This window comes from Pelolinea submarina (assembly GCF_003966975.1).
Lineage (GTDB): Bacteria > Chloroflexota > Anaerolineae > Anaerolineales > Anaerolineaceae > Pelolinea > Pelolinea submarina.
Genome location: NZ_AP018437.1, coordinates 2,291,851 through 2,311,613 on the forward strand (window position 1 = coordinate 2,291,851; position 19,763 = coordinate 2,311,613).

A 19,763-nucleotide genomic window follows, 5' to 3' on the forward strand; every position below is an offset into this window, starting at 1 on the left:
TAGCAAGCGGGTCTTTTCTTACTCACTTCAGGCTATTTCGGTTATTCCAGCATCCAGACTTTCTCGCCGCCCATATCCTCGCGCCCGCTCATGTGCAGTGCCTGCCGTTGCATCCAATCGCGCATGTTTTCCTCGTTTTCGAACAGCGAATCGATCTGCGATTGGTAGAAATGCAGCGCCTCAATCTTGCGATCCAGCATTTCCAGGGGAAATAGCTCGATACTGCTCCGCATGTTTTTCACGGTATTCATCCGGGCGGAAAGATAATCCTCCCGCAGGGCATAGGGCAAATCTTCATAAAATTTGACAGTGTAAGCTGCCTCATGCAGCAATACACCCATATCAAAAGCCAGTATGTGATCGATATGTCCGCCAATACCCAAAGGGACATATATCTCGAACTTTTCTTTGGTAAACATACCGGCTAGTTTGGAAAAATACGCACTCACCAAAGCATTGTCCTCGGGATTGCGATCTCCCTGGATATCTTCCATGTGGGTATAAAGCCAGTCGCCTTGCACGCTTTGCCGGTAGATCAGATCGCGCGCGTCACCGATAATCTGCTGGGCGCCGATGACTTCCAACGCCTGGCGGTCTTCCTGCAAACGCAGTCCGGTGATGTCCTCCGGGTCGCCCCAGCCTTCATGCAGGCGCTGTGCCGCCGGCGAGAGCGGCCCGTGGTAGGGTGCGCAAAACAGGTTATAAACCACTACGTTCCTGCCAATATGGGCCATTTCCGCCATCGTACCCCCCAGCGAAAGCACTGCGTCATCTAAATGTGGTGAGAGAACCAATATCGTTTTCATATCCATTCTCCTGAACCCCTATTATATATAAATTTCCATTTCTGATATATTGTGCAGCGGGATGTGAAAACCACCTAATTCACAGTTAGTATTAACCTGACGAGAAAAGCGAGGATCGCGGAACATTCCCCTCAGGGAAAGGTCCTCGGCCTAAATAACATAAACAGAGCGTAATTCTTTATATGCCAATTCTCAGACGTTTCACAATATCTGTGTTTATTAAACTTATAAGGTTTTTCTTTTTATCTGTGTTAATCTGTGGTTATCTGTAGTTATTAAAACGGGTAAAATCTATTCCATGACAATGACACCTAACCTCGACCCCACCACAATCAAATTGCTGGCCTTCGATATTGACGGCACCCTGGTCGGCGCAGACCACAAGATATCCCCTTTCACCAAGACCATCCTCACCCGCCTGCGTGCCAAAGGCATTCTTACCACCCTGGCCACCGGGCGCATCCTGCCGGGTGTCAAAGCTTACGCCGACGAACTTGAGATCGATATCCCGCTGATTATGTCCAACGGCAGCGTTCTGCAGGACCGCCACGGCCGCGTCTCCGCCCTGACCTGCCTGCCCCTGGAAGTGGTGCAAGCCGCCATTCGCATCGCCCGCCAGGAAGGGCGTGATCTGGTGTTGTATGTCAAAGATAAGATGTACATTGAAAAGATGACCGAAAATATCCGCCCTACCTATGGGTCATTATTGAATGATGGACTATACGAAGTCGGCAGTTGGGAAGCCTTTACGGACCAGTTAGGCAACGCCTCCAAGTGCGTCATTCCCGACCCCTTCGATGAGCAGCACCTGTTCGAAACCGAACCGCTGTTGAAGGAAGCCTTGGACGGCCGCGCGGTAACCCTGCGCACCAGCCCGGTCCTGCTGGAAGTGCAGCCCAAACACGTCACCAAAGCCAAAGGCCTGTCACAGTTGGCTGAAACGCTGGGCATTACATTGCGCCAAGTCATTGCCTTTGGGGATTACAACAACGATGTGGAAATGCTGTGCGTTGCCGGGATGGGTGTGGCCGTGGGTGACGCCACCCCCGCCTGCCTGGACGCCGCCGACCTGCTGGTCGCCTCCCCCGAAGAAGAAGGCCCGGCGCACTTCCTGGAAGAATTCCTGCTAATTTAATAATTGCGCTTTTTAATCACCATCGTGCCCTTCGACACCCCACGCTTAGCTCTGGGCAGGTGCTCAGGGCACATTTTTCAGTTGGCGCATATGGAAATGCGCCCTGCCCGGTATAAACCGTAGGTTAGTCATTCACCTGTACCCTTTGGGTATGACTGACATTTCATATCATCTAGATGGATATCGCACCCTGATCATGTTCCAATGCGTATTTAGAAATGCGCCCTACGAAAATACACCCTCCCAATTTCCAAAGACGGGAGCCCGTAAGCTATTTATATTACATTGTTGTAATACGTTATTAATTTATATATAATCTCATTTAGTATCACATCCCACCATTTTTTTAATTTAAGGAGAAATATGTCAGCTCCGAATCCATCAACTCCCCATAAGAAATCAAAACCGAGAGGGTGCCTGATTATCCTGCTTCTGGGTATTGGACTTTTGATCGTGATTCTGATCGCAATGGCCGCCCTGCATCTCTGCCCTCCGCAGGGACCCTGGCCCATGCCGCCCTGGTGCGGCACAGGCGCTTCCGGGCAGAACATCCAAGGCATGGTCGAAGATTTCTTGACTGACAATGCCAACCTGGGAGAAATTGTGGGGGCAGCCGTTCCACAAGGCGACCCGACCTATTTCCAGCAGATCCCCACAGCGATACCGGCCGGTCAGGAGGCGCCCTTATCCTTCCAGGTCACCCTGCCGCTAACCACTTCGGAAGTGGTTCTGGATTACCAGGGACAGACTTATCCCCTGCAAGCGCAGAGCGCTTATTATTACACGCTGGAGGGGTTGACCGCCACCACCGGCGATGAACTGGCCTTCACGATCAATAGCGGTGACCTGACCACCGGCGAGATCCGGCAAACCTTCACCGGGGAGCCGCTGCGTGTGGCCGCCAACTGGACCACAAGCGGCACCCTTTCACTGCCAGATGTCATGATTGGCCACACCATCATGGACGGGGGTGATTATATCCCCATGATTACCCGCACCGGCTCGATCGCTTCCACCATGGATACCATGCAAAAAGGCGGCGCGCAGTGGTTTGCCTATGATTACTACTGGGCTTATACCGACCCCTCAGCACCGGAGATCATTGCGGAGTCAACTGTAGATTCCTCCGCCGCGGACGAAGAAGTTTTGGGAAAAATGATCCAAATGGCACACGAACGCGGCTTGAATTATCTGCTGCTGACAGAATTGGAATACATTATTACGCCGGAAGAGCGCAAGCAGGCCGGTGCTGACCAATCCATCGATGAGTGGATGGCTTACGACGCGAAAAAGTGGTCAGAAGGTCAGGCTACGTTGACAGAAATGGGCGATAAGCTGCAGCAAAATCCGGATGATCCCGAAGTACAGGCGTATTGGGACCGCTGGTTCGAGCAGTTCGGTATCTTCATGAACCACGCCGCCCAGATAGCAGAAGCGAACAACGTTGAAGCGCTGGCGTTGGGCAAACAGTTGATCGGTGCCATGGTCCCAGAAAATGCTGCCCGCTGGCAGAAACTGATCACGGACGTGCGCCAGGTTTATCACGGCCAACTGACCCAGGCTCTCTTTACCAATCAATACTCGGACTGGACCCAGATGCCCTGGCTGGGCGATCTGGACTTCCTGATCATCTATTACTACAGCGGCATCTCCGACGCGGACCATCCCACTTTGGACGAATTGACCGCCAGCTTCGAGGACGATAACCGCACACAGTTCGATGCCCTGTACGAGAAGTTCGGCAAACCGCTGGTGTTCCTCAATCCGTTCCAGAGCCGTGACCACGCCGCCCAGCAAGCCTGGTTTGAACCCATGGCCTCCTGCCCGGCGGACGTCGGACAAGACTGGTTAGCCCAGGCGGATATGTACGAAGCCTTCCTCAGCGCCACCGCGGACGAACCCTGGTTCGGCGGTATGCTCACCTGGGGCTACTGGATCACGCCCACCTTCCCGGCGGAATATTGCTTCCAGGATTCTTCCACTGTACGCAGTAAACCGGCCGAGCTGGTCATCCAGCGTTGGTTCGATCTGATGAAATAAACAAAGCTTAGGGAAATATACAAGGGAGCGTGAAATTCTCGCGCTCCCTCATTAGTCTAATACTCAGGATCTCTTAATATTCAAACTCGAAGCCCACTTCAGGAGAAGTGGGCGGAGATGCTTACCAATGGATTGCCTCAGGTAATCCATTGGCAAGTACACCGTCTTTATAACCCCCAGCTCATTACTTTTTCCGGTGTTAACTTGATCAACAAGTTTTCGTCATCTTCTATCCACGATTGTGGCTCTTCTTTCAGCACGCCCTCCTCCCCCAGGTAGCGCGTGTATATCCAGGTGATCTGTTTACGCATGAACTCGCGCGGCCCTTCCACCAGCTCCGCCTTGCCCTCCAGCACCACGGCTTGGTTATCCACGTGGTCCGTGGTCGTATCGATCACCACTGAGATCATCGGGTTGTGCTGGATGTTGCGCACCTTCTGCGTGCTGCGGAAAGCGCTCATCCATAGGCTCTCACCGTCCCAACCGTACCACACCGGCACCACATGCGGGTGATCTTCAGCGTCGATTGTGGCGATGCGGGCGATTAAGATGTTCTTTAGAAAGTTAATAATATGTTCTGAAGATATTTTATTTTGTTCCATTTAACTTGACTCTATTCCTGGTATTTTAAAAAAAATTTTTTTTATTAATAAAAGAAGGTCTATCTGATAGACTTTGATTATTATGCGATCGAAAATATATTATTTTTTCAGAATTCAATAAATTAATCAACAAGGAACTCACTATATAACCATGAAAATATTTCTTCGACTTTCTCAATAGTTTCATCTGAAAAAGAATCCCTTGTTATTTCACCTTTTTCGACTTTTTCTAAAAAGAGTCTTGCATACATTTCTTTTCCAGATTCTTTCACGATTATCGAATTTTCTTTTTGTTTTTCACTATTTTTTCTATCTCTTAAAATAACAAGTTTTTTAAAATCCTCTTTAGAAAATACATCTTCAATTCCATTTGCATTTTTTATTTTATAAATGTTTTTATGAGCAATTTGATCATTTTCTTCATAGAAATATTTCTTCAAGTCGTTATAGACTTTTCGGCCTTGTTGAGGATCATCATCAAAAACTGCCTTGTAATTGCATCCCCAACCAAGTAAAACACTTACGAGGTGAACAACATTTTCAACTCCACAAGCTGGAATAAATTTTAGTCGTTCATCCTTTTGTAACATTTCTCTAAAAGCAGAAAGATAATAATGATCTGTTATCCCTTCGACTACAATATTATATTGATTGCTATCAAAAATAGAATGAATATTGATTAGACCCATAGCAACTCTTATAGGAGATAGAGTTTCCATGTTTCCTCTATTTTTTCTTGAAATATACTGAGTGATATTTTCTATTTTCGTACCTGTTTTTTCTTCATTAGAAATCAATCTAATTCTTGTTAATTCATTATTTTCAATGCCTATTAAATTGGGATTATGGGTTGAATAAATAATTTGTATTCCAGTTTTGGATGTTTCTTCTAAAATTCTTTTTACATCCTTCTGTGCAATTTCATGTAAATTTTGAGCCGGTTCATCAATCAGGAGAATAAATCCATTTTTTTCTTCTTGCTTTTCTTCTTCCATTAATGCTCTTAATCTTAAGTGAAAAGCACTGAACCATCTAAAACCAAGACTCTTCTGTTCAAGATAAAGGGGGTTTCCATCATTTCCAACTATCATAAAAATGATTTTCTTGGGTTCTCCATTCTCAATTTCTAGAGAATAGGAATATTTTTTTTCTTCTTTTTTTAATGATGAAATTGTTTGAGACCAAGATCTGTTGAAATCATCAGAAGCTACTTCTTCTACTTCTCTGATCCTTATACTCCTATTTCGAGGGTCAGAAATTTTCGACAATTCTAATAAATCAACAGAAAATACCTTCTGAAAGTCCTTAACAGCATTGTTATTATTTAAATTTGTTACTGATATCTCAGATGGAAGTAAATCAGAGAAATCAGAATACAAGCTAAAGGCAGGAATTAATTTAATAATATTTTCAATTATTTGGTTTCTTAATTTTTCTAGTTTTAATGAACTATCTTCTTCTGATAGATTAGATTCTTGTTCCTGCCTTTCAACTGGTTTTTTATCTCCATTTTCATCACACAAAAATTCAAATTCTTCCTGTAAAACATTATTTATTATTTCATTTGTTTCTTCTGTAGCTGTAATTGATGTTGTGGGATTTTTTTCGTATCTTCTGATAAAGCTAATTTTTAATCCAATTAATTTATCCACAATATCTTTATATTCATTTTCTGATTTTCCAAGCAACTTCGCATCATTATTTTCCAGAGTAAATTTACATATCACCTCTGTAAACGCACTCCCAATTCTCATTTGAAATTTTAAAAATTTTTCGCTCGGTCCATTTCTAAAATAGTCTAGAGCTTCAAGAATTGCTGTTTTTCCTGATTCGTTTTGGCCTGCTAAGACAACAATATTATCAACTTCTGAAAGTTTACACTCACCAGTATCAACTATTGACCTAAAATTTCTTATTTGAAAGGAAAATAACCTCATCTTAAAATTCTCCCTAATCAGTTCCCGTTTTCTGTAATATTTACAAATTATTTCTCTACATACAATATCTTTACCTGAAAATAAACAATTTAAATTATACAATCCAATTCTATTATTACTGGCTTTCACTAATAATGTTTACCAACTCCCGCCTTAACACCTTCCCCACCCCCGTGCGCGGCAGCTTGTCGATGAACACCACCTCAGAGGGCACCTCATAGCCCGCCAAACATCTTTTTATTTCCCCTCCGCGTTCTGCCAACCTTCCCCGCTCATAATGAAATCGATAATGGCTTTATGGTTATCCTGCGCCGCGTCGAACCAGCGGATGCGCGGATCACTCTCCTTGAACCAGTTGGCCTGGCGCCGCACGAACAAGCGCGTACGGCGCTTGATCAGCATGACCGCTTCTTCCAGGCTAATCTTCCCCTGCACGTACTCAATCATCTCGCGGTAGCCGATGGCTGACAGCGCCGGTGCATCCGCCGAGTAACCTTTTTCCAACAACCCGCGCACTTCTGCCTCGAAGCCGTCTGCCAGCATTTTCTCTATGCGCATGTCCACCCTTTCATATAATTCGGGGCGGTCGCGTTTCAGGCCGATCAGCTTGTATTGATATGGCAGGCTGCCTTTGATACGCTGTGCGGAGAAACACCGGCCGGTGTTGAAGATCACCTCCAGCGCGCGTACGGTGCGGCGCTGGTTGCGCCAATCAATGGCTGCCGCGGCATTCGGGTCCAGCAGCGCCAGGCGCTGATGCAGCGCTTCGCCGCCGATCTCCTCCGCCCAGCTCTCCAGCGCGGCGCGCATGCCGGCGTCCGGCTGCTGGGCCGGCACCTGCCAGCCCTCGGTGATAGCGCGCACGTATTGGCCGGTGCCGCCCACCACCAGCGGTAACTTGCCGCGCGATTGGATATCCGCAATGATAGCTTTAGCCTCGCGCTGAAAGAGCGCCAGACTCCAGGTCTCGTCCGGGTCGGCCACATCAATCAGGTGATGAGGTATGTCTCCTCGTTCGGCCAGGCTGGGCTTGGCCGTGCCGATGTCCATGCCGCGGTAAAACAGGCGCGAATCCGCTGAAATGATCTCGGCATTCAATTGGCCGGCCAGCTCCAACGACAGAGCGGTCTTGCCCACCGCGGTAGGCCCGACCAGCAGTACGACGGGCTTTTCAACCGGATAACGCATTTTGGAACCAGGTCACTTTCACGGGATTTTTGATATCCTGGGAGTCTTTTTCGATCGCCAGCACGTCGATGCGCCAGGGACTATCCAGCAGGTTATGCGTTTGCAGGTAGTCCAGCGCGGCGTTGCGCATGTGCTCCTGTTTTTTAGGCGTCACCGCCACCTCGGGATGGCCGAAGGTGCGTGTGCGGCGTGTCTTGACCTCACAGAAAACTAACACTTCACCCTGGCGCGCCAGCACATCGATCTCGCCGTAAGCGGTGCGCACATTGGAGTTCACGATTTCCAACCCCTGTGCAAGTAAATATTGTCGCGCGGCTTCTTCGCCCCAACGTCCCAGACGTTGGTTGTGTGTGAGGGTTTTGTTCTCAGTCATAAGTACCTTTCATTATATTATGGCAAAGGAGGAATAACGGAACGTTAGGCGAGAACGCCTGACCTACACCTACTAACTTGCCTGTCATCCTGAAGGAGCGCTTGTCCTGAGCGCAGCGAAGGGAAGCGACTGAAGGATCTCGGCCAGTAAATCAGCATTATCTGAATTATCCAGGGATTTTCCTGTTGGGTATACTCCCAAAGAATGGAGTATAGGTTGAAACCCGACCTAAGTGAGTAGAAGGAGTCTATGTAAATTCTTTTATCTGTGTGAATCATCCAAAAAAAGGCTTTTTTTTATCTGTGTCCATCTGTGGCTAAAATGCAATCCAACGCACAATTCACGTCCACAAATACTTGCGCGCCCATGCCCTCCAACGCCGCGACCTTGGCCGCATCGGTTGCCACGCCCACATTACGCACCCTGACCCGCACATCAATCTCTTCCAGCAGCGCCCCGGCCGCGCGCATGGCCAGCAGGCCGCTGATGGTATCTTCCACCACTATAACCGTACTGCCGTCCAGCCAGGCTAAGTCTTCCCGTCGCATGTGAGGAAATCCACCCGCCAGATAATCCAGGCTACGCTCCAACGGCCAGCCGCCGGCAGCCAGTAGCGCCGCCAATGCGTGCATGGCGGCCGGCTTCTTTACCTCCGCCACGGTCACGCCCAGCTTCTCGGCCAGCCAGCGCATCTCACCGTTGCCAATTAAAGGCAATTCACCCAACCCGACCAGTTCGGCGCCCAGCCCCCCATCCGGCTCCTGGGCATATCCCTGCGGCCCATCCGAAGGCCGGCTGGTCATGATGCCCGCGCCGCATCCGGGTTGGCGCGCCCAGTCTGCGACCCGTCCAGCCCACGCCGGTTCCAGCAGCTTGCGATCGTACTTTTCCAGGTAGCTGTCCGTGTTCAATTGCCCGGCTTTCCCGTAAATGCGTTCAAAAGCCGCGCTGCCCAACACCAATTCCTGGAACCAGTTGAAGGTCGGCGAAGTCTGAAGGGATTCGCACTCCCTCATCAAAGTGGTTGCATGCTCGGCACTTACACCCTGTTCTTGGCCTACCTGCACTAAAGCCGCCGCGCCGCGCCGGATGGGCGAATCGGCCTGCGGTTGGCGTTGAAAGACCGCCGCCAGGCGCTCCCAGTCCGGCGACTGGCTATCCGGTGCGAATTCCTTTTGCAGGGCCATCCAGGCCATGCACAGCGCGCTGGAATGCCATTCACTGCTGATGCCCAACGCCTCAAAACGCGCGATCTGCGCTGCGTTCAGCCTTACATCACTGAATCCGCAGGCTTCCCCTGCCAGGCGCACGGTTTCCTGCAGCGCGTGATGATAACCCAGCGGCTCCAGCAGCACGCCGTCCATATCGAAGATTAATAAGTTCATGAACGGCCGGCTTTAGTATGCCGTCTTTCCAATTCGGCTTCCACCTCTTCCAGGCGGATATCCTGCTGCACCAGCAATACAAACAGGTGATAAATGAGATCGGCGGATTCCGAGATGGTTCGTTCGCGCCCCTGCAGCGCCCCGGCGATCACCACTTCGACCGCCTCCTCGCCTACCTTTTGTGCCACGCGTTCGTAGCCTTCATTTAATAGCCGGTTGGTATATGACCCTTCGGCCGGGTTTTGCTTGCGATCCTCAATAATTTCATACAATCGGTTTAACATAATCCTCATCCAAATCCGTATAAAAGCAGCTCACGTTGCCGGTATGGCAGGCCGGCCCGCGCGTTTTTACTAATAACAGCAGGGCGTCTCCATCACAATCCACTTTGACAGCCTGCACGTCCAGAATATTGCCGGAAGTCTCACCCTTCATCCACAGCTTCTTCCGGCTGCGCGACCAAAAATGCGCTTTACCGGTTTGCAGCGTGGCCGCCACCGCTTCCGCGTTCATCATGGCTACCATCAGCACCTGCCCGCTGTCCGCGTCCTGCGCTACGCCGGTCAACAGCCCGTTGGCATCGTATTTCAAGGCCTTCATCTTATGCCATGCTCGCCATCAAGCGCATCGGGATGCCTTCCTTGGACAGGTAATCCTTCAATCCGCCGATTTCCAGAATCCTGTCGTGAAATAAAGTCGCAGCCAAAGCAGCTTCAGCCTGTGTCTCACGGAATAGATTCAGGAAATCCGCCTGCTTGCCCGCCCCGCCGCTGGCGATCACCGGCACCGATACGGCTGCGGCAATGGTCTGAGTTAATTCCAGGTCAAAGCCGTCGCGCGTGCCGTCGCGGTCCATGCTGGTCAATAGGATTTCACCCGCTCCGGCCCACACACCCGCGCGCGCCCAGTCCAGCGCGTCCATACCGGTGGGTGTGCGCCCGCCGTCTACATACACTTCCCAACCGCCGTTGGGACGCCGTTTGGCGTCGATGGCCAGCACCATGCACTGATCGCCGAAACGCCGCGCGCCTTCGGTCAACAGTCTGGGGTTGCGCACCGCGGCGGAGTTAATACTGACCTTGTCGGCCCCGGCCAGCAGCGAGTTGCGGATATCCTCCACCTCGCGAATGCCGCCGCCCACGGTCAACGGCAGGAAAACCTGCTCGGCAATAGCTCGTACCACCGCCAGCATGGTCTTGCGGCCCTCCACCGTAGCCGATATGTCCAGGAACACCAGCTCATCTGCGCCCATTTGGTCGTAGAGTTTGGCCTGCTCCACCGGGTCGCCGGCGTCGCGCAGATTGACAAAATTGATGCCCTTCACGATGCGTCCTTCTTTGACGTCCATGCAGGGCACAATGCGTTTAGCGAACATTCAATGCCTCCTTCAAACTAAAGCTGCCTTCATATAAAGCCTTCCCAACAATCACTCCCGCCAGTCCGGCCTGGCGTACAGCGCTGATATCGGACAGGGCCGCCGTCCCGCCGGAAGCAATCACGCGCAGCCCGCTTTCCTTTGCCAGTTTTTGCGCCGCGCTCCAGTCCACGCCGCTTTGCATGCCGTCCTTCAATATGTTGGTGTAGATCAGCGTTTTCGCGCCCAAGCCGGCCAATTCCTGCGCCAGTTCACCGGTGCGCTTCCCGCTGGCCGTCTGCCAACCGCGGATCATCAATTCATCCCCGCGCGCGTCCAGCCCGAAAGCCAGCAAATCGGCCGGATACGCTTCCAACGCTTTGGCAGCGAATTCCGGATTCTCTAAAACAGCCGTACCCAGCACCACGCGTGAAACGCCCATCGCCAGCAAATCACGTATTTGTCTGATGGCGCGGATGCCGCCGCCGAATTGGATTTGTACCTTGCCGTACAATGCCGCCAAAATATCCCGGATGGCCTTTCCATTTTCCGGTGTGTTCTCACCAAAGGCGCCATCCAGGTTGACAACGTGCAGCCATTGGGCGCCCTGCCGCACCCATTCCCGGCCAACTTCGACCGGGTCGCCGCTGTAGGTCTGTTGTTGATCCGCGCGGCCCTGGCGCAGACGCACCACCTGCCCGTTGCGCAGGTCGATGGCCGGATAAACTGTAAAATCACCCATTGCCCATCTCCACAAAGTTTTTGAGTAACTGCAGCCCGCACTTCTGGCTCTTCTCCGGGTGAAACTGCACCCCGAACACATTGCCGCGCTGCACAGCGGAAGCGTAACGCAGTCCGTAATCGGTGGTCAGCAGCACATCCGCTTCATCCTGCGGGCAGCAGTAATAACCATGGTTGAAGTAAAAATAAGCGCCTTTCTGAATGCCCTGTGTCAACGGGGATTCCTTGGCCGGCACTACCTGGTTCCAGCCAATCTGCGGCACTTTGATTTCCTTCTGTCGGAAGAACACCACGCACCCGGGGACCAATTCCAGCCCGGCGTGGGTTCCTTTTTCTTCGCTCTCGTCAAACAGCAGCTGCATACCCAGGCAGATGCCCAACAGCGGAATGCTGCGCAGGGCAGCCTCCTTTATGACGCCGGTCAGTCCCCTGGCATCCAGCTCGCGCATGCCATCGGCGAAGGCGCCCACTCCGGGCAGGATGATCTTGTCCGCGTTCAGGATGACTTGCGGGTCATCTGTCACCTGCGGATCGCCGCCCACAAAGGCCACGGCTTTCTGCACGGAATGCAGGTTGCCCAGCCCGTAGTTGACCACCGCGATCATGCCAGCATGCCTTTGGAACTGGGTATGGCGCCGCCGCGGCGCGGGTCGATTTGCACAGCCTGGGCTGTGGCGCGCGCCAACGCTTTAAAGAGCGCTTCGGCCATGTGGTGATTGTCGCGCCCATACAGCACGCGCACATGCAGGTTGCAACCGGCCGCCATCGCGAAGGTCTCGAAAAAGTGCTCCAGCAAGCTGACCGGCAAGTTCGCTACCATGGGAGCCGTCCAGGCTGTTTGCACCACTGCGTATGGCCGCCCGGAGAAGTCCACCACCACCTGCCCCAGGGATTCATCCATGGGCACCATTTCAGTGGCTATGCGCACAATGCCGGCTTTGTCGCCCAGCGCTTGCCGGAAAGCCGTGCCCAGCACCAGGCCGCAGTCCTCCACCAGGTGGTGTGCGTCTATTTCCAGGTCGCCTTTGGCCCTGACTTCCAGGTCGTACAAGCCGTGCACCGCGATCTGGGTCAGCATGTGGTTAAAAAAGCCCGCCCCGGTCTCGATTTTTGCGATGCCCTTGCCATCCAGGTTCAATTTCAGGGTGATATCTGTTTCGTTAGTCTTGCGTTCAACGCTTGCAGTCCGCATAACTCACCTCAATTCTTTCAAAGCTGTTAAAAGCCGCTGCATTTGTTCAGCCGTACCCACGCTGATGCGCAGCGCGTTGGACAATCCGGGCTGGTCGAAACAGCGCACCAGTATGCCCTGCTTGCGCAGTTCCTCCGTTACCTGTCTGGCCTTTTTGCCCTTCACGCGGCACAATACAAAATTGGCTTGCGAGGGAAGCGCTTCCAGCCATTCGATCTGCGCAAGGCCTGCACACAAAACCTCGCGCTGTTCACGGATGCGGGCAATCACCGCTTTGGTCTTGCCGATGTTGTCCATGGTGACGGTTGCGGCCACTTGAGCCGCTACCGAGACGTTATAAGGCTGCTTGATTTTCATCAGCGCCGCCGCGATTTCAACCGGAAAGACGCCATAGCCGATACGAAGCCCGGCCAGCCCGGCCCATTTGCTGAAGGTGCGCAGCACCACCAAATTGTCACGCTTCGCAACCTCATCCATCACCGAATGCTCTTCACCGTAGAACTGGATGTAGGCCTCGTCCATCACCAGCAGCAGCGGTAGCTCAGCCAACTGCTGAAATTCATTTGTACTGAGGACGCCGCCGTCCGGGTTGTTGGGGTTGGGCAGGATCAGCAGCCTGGGTTGTTCCGTTTCGACGGCTTTTCTAATGCCGTCCATGTCCAGAGAGAAATCAGCCTTGCGCGCAACATTAATGATGCGTGCGCCGCGCATACCTCCATCGAAGGCATACATACTGAAGGTTGGCGGGCAGTTGAGGATGGCGTCGCCCGGGTCGATGCAGGCGCGCATGATCAGATCAATGACCTCATCCAGCCCGGCGCCCACCACGATGCGTTCTTCTTCCACACCGTGGTACCACGCCAACCGTTGGCGCAGCGCGCTGCATTCCGGATCGGGATAGATTTGCGGTGCAGCCAGTCTGCCCAACGCCTCGCGCACTTCCGGCAACGCGCCGTAGGGATTCTCATTGGCGTCCAGCTTGATCAGTTCCTCCGGCGCCATTCCATATTCGGCCGTCATGCGTTCTACGGACAGGATGGGTTCATAACCCGGCATCTCGCGCACCATTGGGCGCAGAAATTCCTGTGCACGGCTCATTTTTGCACCGCTCTGGCGCGTGCCGCAGCCGCGTGCGCGGTCAGCCCTTCCAGGTCAGCCAGCTCGGCCGCGATCATTCCCAGTTCCTGCGCGCTGCTATCTTCCAAGCCCACTACGCTGGAAAGCTTGACGAAATCCAGCACGTTCAAGGGCGAGTTGAAGCGCGCGCTGCCGCCCGTCGGCATGACATGACTGGGGCCGGCCACGTAATCGCCCAATACCTCAAACGAATGGTCGCCCAGGAAGAAACCGCCGGCATTGTTGATCTTGTCCATTAGCGCTTCAGGGTCCTGCACCGACAGGCACAAGTGCTCGGTGGCAAAGTCGCTGCCCAATTGGGCGGCCTGGTCAATGGAATCCACCAGTACGATACCGCCGGCGTTATCGATGGAAACCTCTATGATGTCCGCGCGGCTCAATTTTGCGGTCTGCTCTTTGACCTCTTTTTGCACTTCGCGCGCCAGGTCCATATCCGGCGTCAACAGGATGGCCGTGGCCTGCACGTCGTGCTCGGCCTGCGCCAGCAAGTCTGCCGCTACCCAAGCCGGGTTGGCGCTGCTGTCGGCAATCACCACCGTTTCGGTCGGCCCGTAAATGCCATCCAGCCCCACCGTGCCGAACAACTGCATTTTCGCCAGCGTAACAAACAGGTTGCCGGCGCCTACGATCTTATCCACGCGCTGTACGGTTTCGGTGCCGAATGCCAGGGCGGCAATAGCTTGTGCCCCGCCCACCTGGTAGAGCGCGTCCACACCGCACAGGTACCCCGCGGCTAAAATGGATGGATCAACCTCAGGCGGAGTCGCCACATAGATTTCCTTTACACCCGCCACCTTGGCCGGAATGACACTCATCAGCAGCGAAGATGGCAGCGGCGCCGTCCCGCCCGGCACGTATGCGCCCACGCGTTCGATGGCCGTGAAGCGCTGCCCCAGCATGCCGCCCATGTCCTCCGAGATCCAGCTTTGGATAGGCTGCTTCTCGTGAAAAGCGCGAATGCGGTCGGCCGCCTGCTGCAAGACTTTCTGGATCTCCACAGGCAGGTTGTTCCAGGCTTCTTTGAGTTTTTCCTGCGGCACCAGGATGCTATCGCCCTCAAAACGGTCCAGTAGTTTTGACCACTTGATCAAGGCCGCGTCGCCTTCAGCCTCGATCGAATTGAGGATGATTTCCACCGCCTGCGGCGGTGTGACGCCCTTGCCGAAGTAAGCTTCGGTGCGCTGTATGGTTAATGGCGAATAATCGATGCGGTTCAGGGCTTTGCGATTCAAAATAGTTTTCTTGGCTTCTTCTACGGAAAAGATTTTCATTTCTCACTCTCCAATGCTTTCATCATGTCGGTTATTTCTTGCGGTTCTTCTTCAAAAATATAATTGACCGGCGCGACCACCACGCCGCTTCCTCCAATCTTGCGCAGCTCGCCAATCGTCTTATGCAGCTCTTCCTTGCGCACGATGATGTGCAGGGCATAAAAATTCTCGCCGTTCTGCGACAGGATCCTTGAGATAGTCGGCCCCTGCAGCCCGCGGATGACCGGCTTGTCCCGGATGCGTTCGGAGATTTCTTCCGGGCTGTTGGCACGCACGTTGGCAAAGATGGCCAGGTTCTGCCGCCCGCGCAAATGCGCGCCGATCATTTCCAACATCTGTGTGGCGATTTTCAGGGTCTCAGGATTGGTTTTCAGCCTTTCACGATTGGCGATCAGGCAGGCCTGCGCGTCAAACAGTTTACCGTCCGTCAGCCTCTTCAGGTGGTTGTCGCGCAATGTGGTGCCGGTCGAAATTAAATCCACAATCAGGTCGGCATATCCAATAGTGGGCGCGATTTCCAGGGCGCCTTCCGCCTGAATCACCTCAATGGGTATGTTTGTTTCCTGCGTGAAAAATTGTCTGGCCAAATTGGGGAATTTAGTGGCCACCTTCAAAGGCCGCCCAAGCGCCTGTTGGTAGGCCTGCAAATCCGCTACCTGGTTGATCTCATTCAGCTCATCCGGGACAATCACGTTCAGGGAGCACTTGCCAAAACCCAGTTGGTTGTGTAATTCCAGGATTTGTCCGTTTTCGCCCTTCTTCTCCAGGTAGATATCCCGCCCGGTGATGCCAAAGTCCACGCTGCCGTCGCGCACGCTGATGACAATATCGCCCGGCCGTTGGAAGATTACTTCCAGCCCCGGCAGCAGTTGGATCCAGGCGATGTACTGGCGTGGGTTGGGGTTGAAGACCGGCAGGCCCACGTCTGCCAATAGCTGGTGACTGCCTTCAGCCAGCCTGCCTTTACTGGGTAATGCGATTCTGATTTTGCGGTTTTGTTTGTCCATAAATTTCTCCAGATAAAATAAAAGCGCCCCCCTTTCCGGGGAGCGCTTGTTTACAAACTCGGTAATTTCTGATTTACAATCTCGTTAAAGCAGTTTTACCCGGGAAGGTGGCCGGCAATTGTCGAAATGATGATGATGCAATTGGCAAAACTGTTCGATTAAAATCATGATGGCGCATTTTATCACAGAGATTTTTACAGGTCAACAACTTTCCGGGATTTCCTCTTTTCCCGTAGGTCGGCTTTCATAAGCAGCCGTATTCTATGGCGCGTTTGCTCCAAACGCATGAGTACAGGTAGAAACACGCCCTACAAATCTCCACCCAATCATTCATCTGTGTGCATCAAGCATATAAATCAGTCTTTTCTTTATTTGTGTTTATCTGTGGTTAATTCATACGTCGAAATTTGACATTTAAAAATTCCCTGCTAAACTTGAAAAACACCATTTCAAAGAGAAAAATACCTATGCCAAGTGCACAAATCATCGCTATCGGGACCGAACTCCTGCTGGGCGTAACCCAGGACACCAACACCGCCTTCATCGCCCGTACCCTCAACCAACACGGCGTCGACATCTTCAAGACCGCCATCATCGGCGACAACCAGGCCCGCATCGCGCGCGAAATTCAGAACGCCCTGCAATCCGCCGACATCATCATCACCACTGGCGGCCTAGGGCCTACCGTGGACGACCCCACCCGTCAGGCTGTCGCGACCGCTTTTGGCGTCGAAATCGAATATCATCCCGAACTATGGGAGCAGATCATCGCGCGCTTCCGCGGCTATAACCGCCAGCCCTCCGAGAACAACAAACGCCAGGCATACCTGCCCCAAGGCGCGCTGGCCATTGAAAATCCGGTCGGCACTGCCCCGGCTTTTGCCTACGAAAAAGACGGCAAGATCGTCATCAGCCTGCCGGGCGTGCCCTCCGAAATGAAAACCCTGCTGCTCGATTACGTCCTGCCGTTGCTGCAAAGCCGCTACGACCTGGCCGGCATCACCCTTTCGCGCACGCTGCACACCGCCGGCATGGGTGAATCCAACGTGGACGAGCTGGTGGCTGACCTGGAAGCGTTCAGCAACCCGACCGTTGGCCTGGCCGCGCACCCCGGGCAGGTGGATGTGCGCATCACCGCCAAGGCCGCCAGCGCGGAACTGGCCCAACGCCTGATCCAACCGGTTGAGGCCAAAGTGCGCCGCCTGTTAGGCATCAAGATCTACGGCAGCGATGGCGAAACCTTGGATGATGTGGTCGCAGCACTGCTCAGCCAACACAGCCTGGCTTTCGACCTGTTTATCGATCAGGGTTTAGAGGAAGTCGCGGGCGAAATTATCAATCTGCCTATATTTACCTCCCTGAAGTTCATTTCCGGCCACGGCGTCCCTGCGCCCACTTTGGAAACATTGTACAATGATAAAAAGGAACACAATTACGTGTCAATTACCTGTCCGGACGCCAGCCAGCCCAAAGTTGTGGATGTCCTCGTCCATATGGATGGTGTCAATTACCCCTCTCAGCGCAGCTTTGGCGGGCACCCGGCCCTCATACCGTTGGGATTGAAGAATTACCTGCTCGGTACGTTACGGGAAACAATCATTCAAACGAAAGGTGACATATGCAAAAAGTAGATCTGATCCTTAAGAATGCCATCGTCCTGACCATGGACAAGGACCTGCACCAGTACACCCCCGGTGCGCTGGCGGTCAAAGGCGACTCCATCGCGGCGGTCGGTTTTGAAAAGGATATTCTGGCAGCTTATGGCGCGGAGGAGGTCAAAGATTGCGGCGGCCAGGTACTCATGCCCGGCTTGATCAACACGCACACCCACATTCCCATGACCATGCTGCGCGGTCTGGCAGACGATCTGCGTCTGGACGTTTGGCTGTTGGGCTACATGATGCCGGTCGAGCGCGAGTTTGTCTCGCCGGAGTTTGTGGCCCTGGGCACCAAGATCGGCGTGGCCGAATCCATCCGCACCGGCATCACCTGCATGAATGACATGTACTACTTCGAAGATACCATCGCGCACACCATTGCCGATATCGGCCTGCGCGCGGTCTGTTCACAATCGGTCATGAAATTCCCCACGCCCGACGCGCGCTCTTATGAGGAAGCTCTCGAAAAGATGCGCCATTTCGCCGAGGAATTCAAGGACCATCCCCTGATCATTCCCTCGGTCGCGCCGCACGCGCCCTACACCTGCCCGCCCGAGATCCTCAAGGCCTGTACCGAATTGGCATTGGAATACGATATTCCGCTGCATATCCACATCGCTGAAACCAAAGAAGAAGTGGAAAACATGCGCAAGGAAAACGGCATGCCGGTGGTGCCGTACACCAAAAAACAGGGCGTATTCGAAGCCAAGACTATCGCCGCCCACTGCGTGCATATCGACGACGGCGAAATCCGCACCCTGCAGCACGCCAAAGTGGGTGTCGCCCATAATCCTTCCTCTAACATGAAACTGGCTTCCGGCATTGCCCCGGTCAAGAGCATGCTCGACCTGGGGTTGAAGGTTGGCATCGGCACGGACGGCACTGCCTCCAACAACGACCTGGACTTCTTCGAAGAAATGCGCCTGGCCACTTTCCTGGCCAAAGGCTCCAGCGGCGACCCCACGGCCGTTCCCGCCGTGCAGACATTGGTGATGGCTACCCGCATGGGCGCGGAAGCCATGCACGTCGATCACTTGACCGGTTCGCTGGAAGTCGGTAAACGCGCTGACTTGATCCTGTTCAATCTGGCGACCATCCACAACAGTCCGGCCTTCCGCCACGATGAGAATGGCGTCTATTCCCAGATTGTCTATGCCGGAAAAGCCACCGACGTGACCGACATGCTGGTCAATGGCAAGTGGATCATGATCGACCATGTCATCCCCGGTATCGATGAAGAAGCACTCATCAAGGAGAGCCAGGTTGTCGCTGCGAAAATCGATAAATTCATCGTCAAACGCGAGAAATCCATCCTTTCCAAATTGATCGCCATTGGCGGCGCCAGCCAGGAAGAGTCATTTGAGGTTCAGACCAAGGTTGCCATCGAAGATCCGTCTCCTATCCTTGAAAATCTGAACAGCGGCACCCTTAATATCATACGGTCCCGCCACTATCATGAATACGATACCTACCTGTACTTTGAGGATAAAGACGAAGGGCGTTTGCGCTTCCGCGAGGACCACTTCATTGAGAAGAACGGCTCCATTTCTCAGGTACGCTCGCGCCTGACTCTGATCGGCGCCACGCGTGAACATCATTTCCCGCAGGAAGTCATGCTTTCCCGCAGCCGCTTCATCGCCCCTGCCGACCAAAGCCTGCGCTTCTACCGTGAGTACTTCAAGCCTGTATCCGAAACAGAAGTTGAAAAGGATCGCTTGCGCTACCTGGTGGAATATAAGGGTGAGGAATTCTTCATCAACGTAGATGAGATTAAAAAACCCGCGCTGGGTTTCTTCCTGGAAGTCAAAGCCCGCACATGGAGCGAGAAGGACGCCGAAGAGAAATCACTGCTCATTGCCGACTTGATTCAATTGCTGGGTGCAGCCCAGGGCAAGAAAATTGTCAAGGACTACATCGAAATTGTAGAAGCTCATTAG

At 53.0% G+C, this 19,763-nt stretch carries 19 protein-coding genes; 4 read left to right on the forward strand and 15 right to left on the reverse strand.

From position 1 onward, the window contains the following. Positions 1-41: 41 nt before the first annotated feature. A complete protein-coding gene (locus Pelsub_RS10155) occupies positions 42-806 on the reverse strand; it encodes a PIG-L deacetylase family protein (RefSeq protein WP_158675071.1) in 765 nt (254 codons plus the stop codon). Positions 807-1,104: 298 nt separating this feature from the next. On the opposite strand from Pelsub_RS10155, the gene Pelsub_RS10160 reads away from it, so the two are divergent. Next, entirely contained in the window at positions 1,105-1,941 is an 837-nt protein-coding gene (locus Pelsub_RS10160; protein ID WP_116223851.1) for an HAD family hydrolase, read from the forward strand. Positions 1,942-2,304: 363 nt separating this feature from the next. Next, the gene (locus Pelsub_RS10165; RefSeq protein ID WP_116223850.1) at positions 2,305-3,981 is read left to right on the forward strand and encodes a glycoside hydrolase family 113; all 1,677 of its coding nucleotides are present in this window, start codon (positions 2,305-2,307) and stop codon (positions 3,979-3,981) included. A gap of 167 nt (positions 3,982-4,148) precedes the next feature. Here Pelsub_RS10165 and Pelsub_RS10170 read toward each other — a convergent pair whose 3' ends face one another. From Pelsub_RS10170 to hisG, 14 genes are all read right to left on the reverse strand, one after another. Further along, entirely contained in the window at positions 4,149-4,583 is a 435-nt protein-coding gene (locus tag Pelsub_RS10170) for a pyridoxamine 5'-phosphate oxidase family protein (RefSeq protein ID WP_116223849.1), read from the reverse strand. Between the two features lie 122 nt (positions 4,584-4,705). Then, complete coding sequence (locus tag Pelsub_RS10175) at positions 4,706-6,649, reverse strand: ATP-dependent nuclease (RefSeq protein ID WP_126440491.1); 1,944 nt, start codon at positions 6,647-6,649, stop codon at positions 4,706-4,708. A gap of 108 nt (positions 6,650-6,757) precedes the next feature. Further along, entirely contained in the window at positions 6,758-7,708 is a 951-nt protein-coding gene (gene miaA / locus Pelsub_RS10180; RefSeq protein ID WP_116223847.1) for a tRNA (adenosine(37)-N6)-dimethylallyltransferase MiaA, read from the reverse strand. Then, positions 7,692-8,081: a YraN family protein gene (locus tag Pelsub_RS10185; protein WP_116223846.1), complete on the reverse strand. Its 390-nt coding sequence runs from the start codon at positions 8,079-8,081 to the stop codon at positions 7,692-7,694. Before Pelsub_RS10185 ends, miaA begins: the two co-directional genes overlap by 17 nt. 296 nt (positions 8,082-8,377) lie before the next feature. Beyond that, positions 8,378-9,466, reverse strand: a complete 1,089-nt coding sequence (locus tag Pelsub_RS10190; RefSeq protein ID WP_116223845.1) for a hypothetical protein — start codon at positions 9,464-9,466, stop codon at positions 8,378-8,380. Further along, a complete protein-coding gene (gene hisE / locus Pelsub_RS10195) occupies positions 9,463-9,750 on the reverse strand; it encodes a phosphoribosyl-ATP diphosphatase (protein ID WP_198418339.1) in 288 nt (95 codons plus the stop codon). The genes Pelsub_RS10190 and hisE overlap by 4 nt, the downstream gene beginning before the upstream one ends. Next, positions 9,731-10,066: a phosphoribosyl-AMP cyclohydrolase gene (gene hisI / locus Pelsub_RS10200; protein WP_116223843.1), complete on the reverse strand. Its 336-nt coding sequence runs from the start codon at positions 10,064-10,066 to the stop codon at positions 9,731-9,733. Before hisI ends, hisE begins: the two co-directional genes overlap by 20 nt. Before the next feature lies 1 nt (position 10,067). Then, the gene (gene hisF, locus Pelsub_RS10205; protein ID WP_116223842.1) at positions 10,068-10,841 is read right to left on the reverse strand and encodes an imidazole glycerol phosphate synthase subunit HisF; all 774 of its coding nucleotides are present in this window, start codon (positions 10,839-10,841) and stop codon (positions 10,068-10,070) included. Continuing rightward, positions 10,831-11,562: a 1-(5-phosphoribosyl)-5-[(5-phosphoribosylamino)methylideneamino]imidazole-4-carboxamide isomerase gene (gene hisA, locus Pelsub_RS10210; RefSeq protein ID WP_116223841.1), complete on the reverse strand. Its 732-nt coding sequence runs from the start codon at positions 11,560-11,562 to the stop codon at positions 10,831-10,833. The genes hisF and hisA overlap by 11 nt, the downstream gene beginning before the upstream one ends. Next, positions 11,555-12,166, reverse strand: a complete 612-nt coding sequence (gene hisH, locus Pelsub_RS10215) for an imidazole glycerol phosphate synthase subunit HisH (protein WP_116223840.1) — start codon at positions 12,164-12,166, stop codon at positions 11,555-11,557. Before hisH ends, hisA begins: the two co-directional genes overlap by 8 nt. Next, positions 12,163-12,753, reverse strand: coding sequence for an imidazoleglycerol-phosphate dehydratase HisB (hisB, locus tag Pelsub_RS10220; protein WP_116223839.1), 591 nt, complete (start codon positions 12,751-12,753; stop codon positions 12,163-12,165). The genes hisH and hisB overlap by 4 nt, the downstream gene beginning before the upstream one ends. Before the next feature lie 3 nt (positions 12,754-12,756). Continuing rightward, positions 12,757-13,851 carry a histidinol-phosphate transaminase gene (hisC, locus tag Pelsub_RS10225; protein WP_116223838.1) on the reverse strand — a complete coding sequence of 365 codons (1,095 nt, stop codon included), beginning with the start codon at positions 13,849-13,851 and terminating at the stop codon, positions 12,757-12,759. Beyond that, positions 13,848-15,161: a histidinol dehydrogenase gene (gene hisD / locus Pelsub_RS10230; RefSeq protein WP_116223837.1), complete on the reverse strand. Its 1,314-nt coding sequence runs from the start codon at positions 15,159-15,161 to the stop codon at positions 13,848-13,850. Before hisD ends, hisC begins: the two co-directional genes overlap by 4 nt. Next, a complete protein-coding gene (gene hisG / locus Pelsub_RS10235; protein ID WP_116223836.1) occupies positions 15,158-16,168 on the reverse strand; it encodes an ATP phosphoribosyltransferase in 1,011 nt (336 codons plus the stop codon). The genes hisD and hisG overlap by 4 nt, the downstream gene beginning before the upstream one ends. Before the next feature lie 467 nt (positions 16,169-16,635). Here hisG and Pelsub_RS10240 point away from each other — a divergent pair, with 467 nt between their 5' ends. Continuing rightward, a complete protein-coding gene (locus Pelsub_RS10240; RefSeq protein WP_116223835.1) occupies positions 16,636-17,799 on the forward strand; it encodes a competence/damage-inducible protein A in 1,164 nt (387 codons plus the stop codon). Beyond that, entirely contained in the window at positions 17,787-19,763 is a 1,977-nt protein-coding gene (locus Pelsub_RS10245) for an amidohydrolase family protein (RefSeq protein WP_116223834.1), read from the forward strand. The genes Pelsub_RS10240 and Pelsub_RS10245 overlap by 13 nt, the downstream gene beginning before the upstream one ends.

What these genes read in the sequence shown, in the direction of transcription:
- Pelsub_RS10245 (WP_116223834.1), top strand. Translation starts at nt 17,787, where the DNA reads ATGCAAAAAGTAGATCTGATCCTTAAGAATGCCATCGTCCTGACCATG.
- Pelsub_RS10155 (WP_158675071.1), bottom strand. Translation starts at nt 806, where the DNA reads ATGAAAACGATATTGGTTCTCTCACCACATTTAGATGACGCAGTGCTT.
- Pelsub_RS10170 (WP_116223849.1), bottom strand. Translation starts at nt 4,583, where the DNA reads ATGGAACAAAATAAAATATCTTCAGAACATATTATTAACTTTCTAAAG.
- Pelsub_RS10160 (WP_116223851.1), top strand. Translation starts at nt 1,105, where the DNA reads ATGACAATGACACCTAACCTCGACCCCACCACAATCAAATTGCTGGCC.
- hisH (WP_116223840.1), bottom strand. Translation starts at nt 12,166, where the DNA reads ATGATCGCGGTGGTCAACTACGGGCTGGGCAACCTGCATTCCGTGCAG.
- miaA (WP_116223847.1), bottom strand. Translation starts at nt 7,708, where the DNA reads ATGCGTTATCCGGTTGAAAAGCCCGTCGTACTGCTGGTCGGGCCTACC.
- hisC (WP_116223838.1), bottom strand. Translation starts at nt 13,851, where the DNA reads ATGAGCCGTGCACAGGAATTTCTGCGCCCAATGGTGCGCGAGATGCCG.
- Pelsub_RS10190 (WP_116223845.1), bottom strand. Translation starts at nt 9,466, where the DNA reads ATGAACTTATTAATCTTCGATATGGACGGCGTGCTGCTGGAGCCGCTG.
- Pelsub_RS10185 (WP_116223846.1), bottom strand. Translation starts at nt 8,081, where the DNA reads ATGACTGAGAACAAAACCCTCACACACAACCAACGTCTGGGACGTTGG.
- hisB (WP_116223839.1), bottom strand. Translation starts at nt 12,753, where the DNA reads ATGCGGACTGCAAGCGTTGAACGCAAGACTAACGAAACAGATATCACC.
- hisI (WP_116223843.1), bottom strand. Translation starts at nt 10,066, where the DNA reads ATGAAGGCCTTGAAATACGATGCCAACGGGCTGTTGACCGGCGTAGCG.
- hisD (WP_116223837.1), bottom strand. Translation starts at nt 15,161, where the DNA reads ATGAAAATCTTTTCCGTAGAAGAAGCCAAGAAAACTATTTTGAATCGC.
- hisE (WP_198418339.1), bottom strand. Translation starts at nt 9,750, where the DNA reads ATGTTAAACCGATTGTATGAAATTATTGAGGATCGCAAGCAAAACCCG.
- hisG (WP_116223836.1), bottom strand. Translation starts at nt 16,168, where the DNA reads ATGGACAAACAAAACCGCAAAATCAGAATCGCATTACCCAGTAAAGGC.
- Pelsub_RS10240 (WP_116223835.1), top strand. Translation starts at nt 16,636, where the DNA reads ATGCCAAGTGCACAAATCATCGCTATCGGGACCGAACTCCTGCTGGGC.
- hisA (WP_116223841.1), bottom strand. Translation starts at nt 11,562, where the DNA reads ATGGGTGATTTTACAGTTTATCCGGCCATCGACCTGCGCAACGGGCAG.
- hisF (WP_116223842.1), bottom strand. Translation starts at nt 10,841, where the DNA reads ATGTTCGCTAAACGCATTGTGCCCTGCATGGACGTCAAAGAAGGACGC.
- Pelsub_RS10165 (WP_116223850.1), top strand. Translation starts at nt 2,305, where the DNA reads ATGTCAGCTCCGAATCCATCAACTCCCCATAAGAAATCAAAACCGAGA.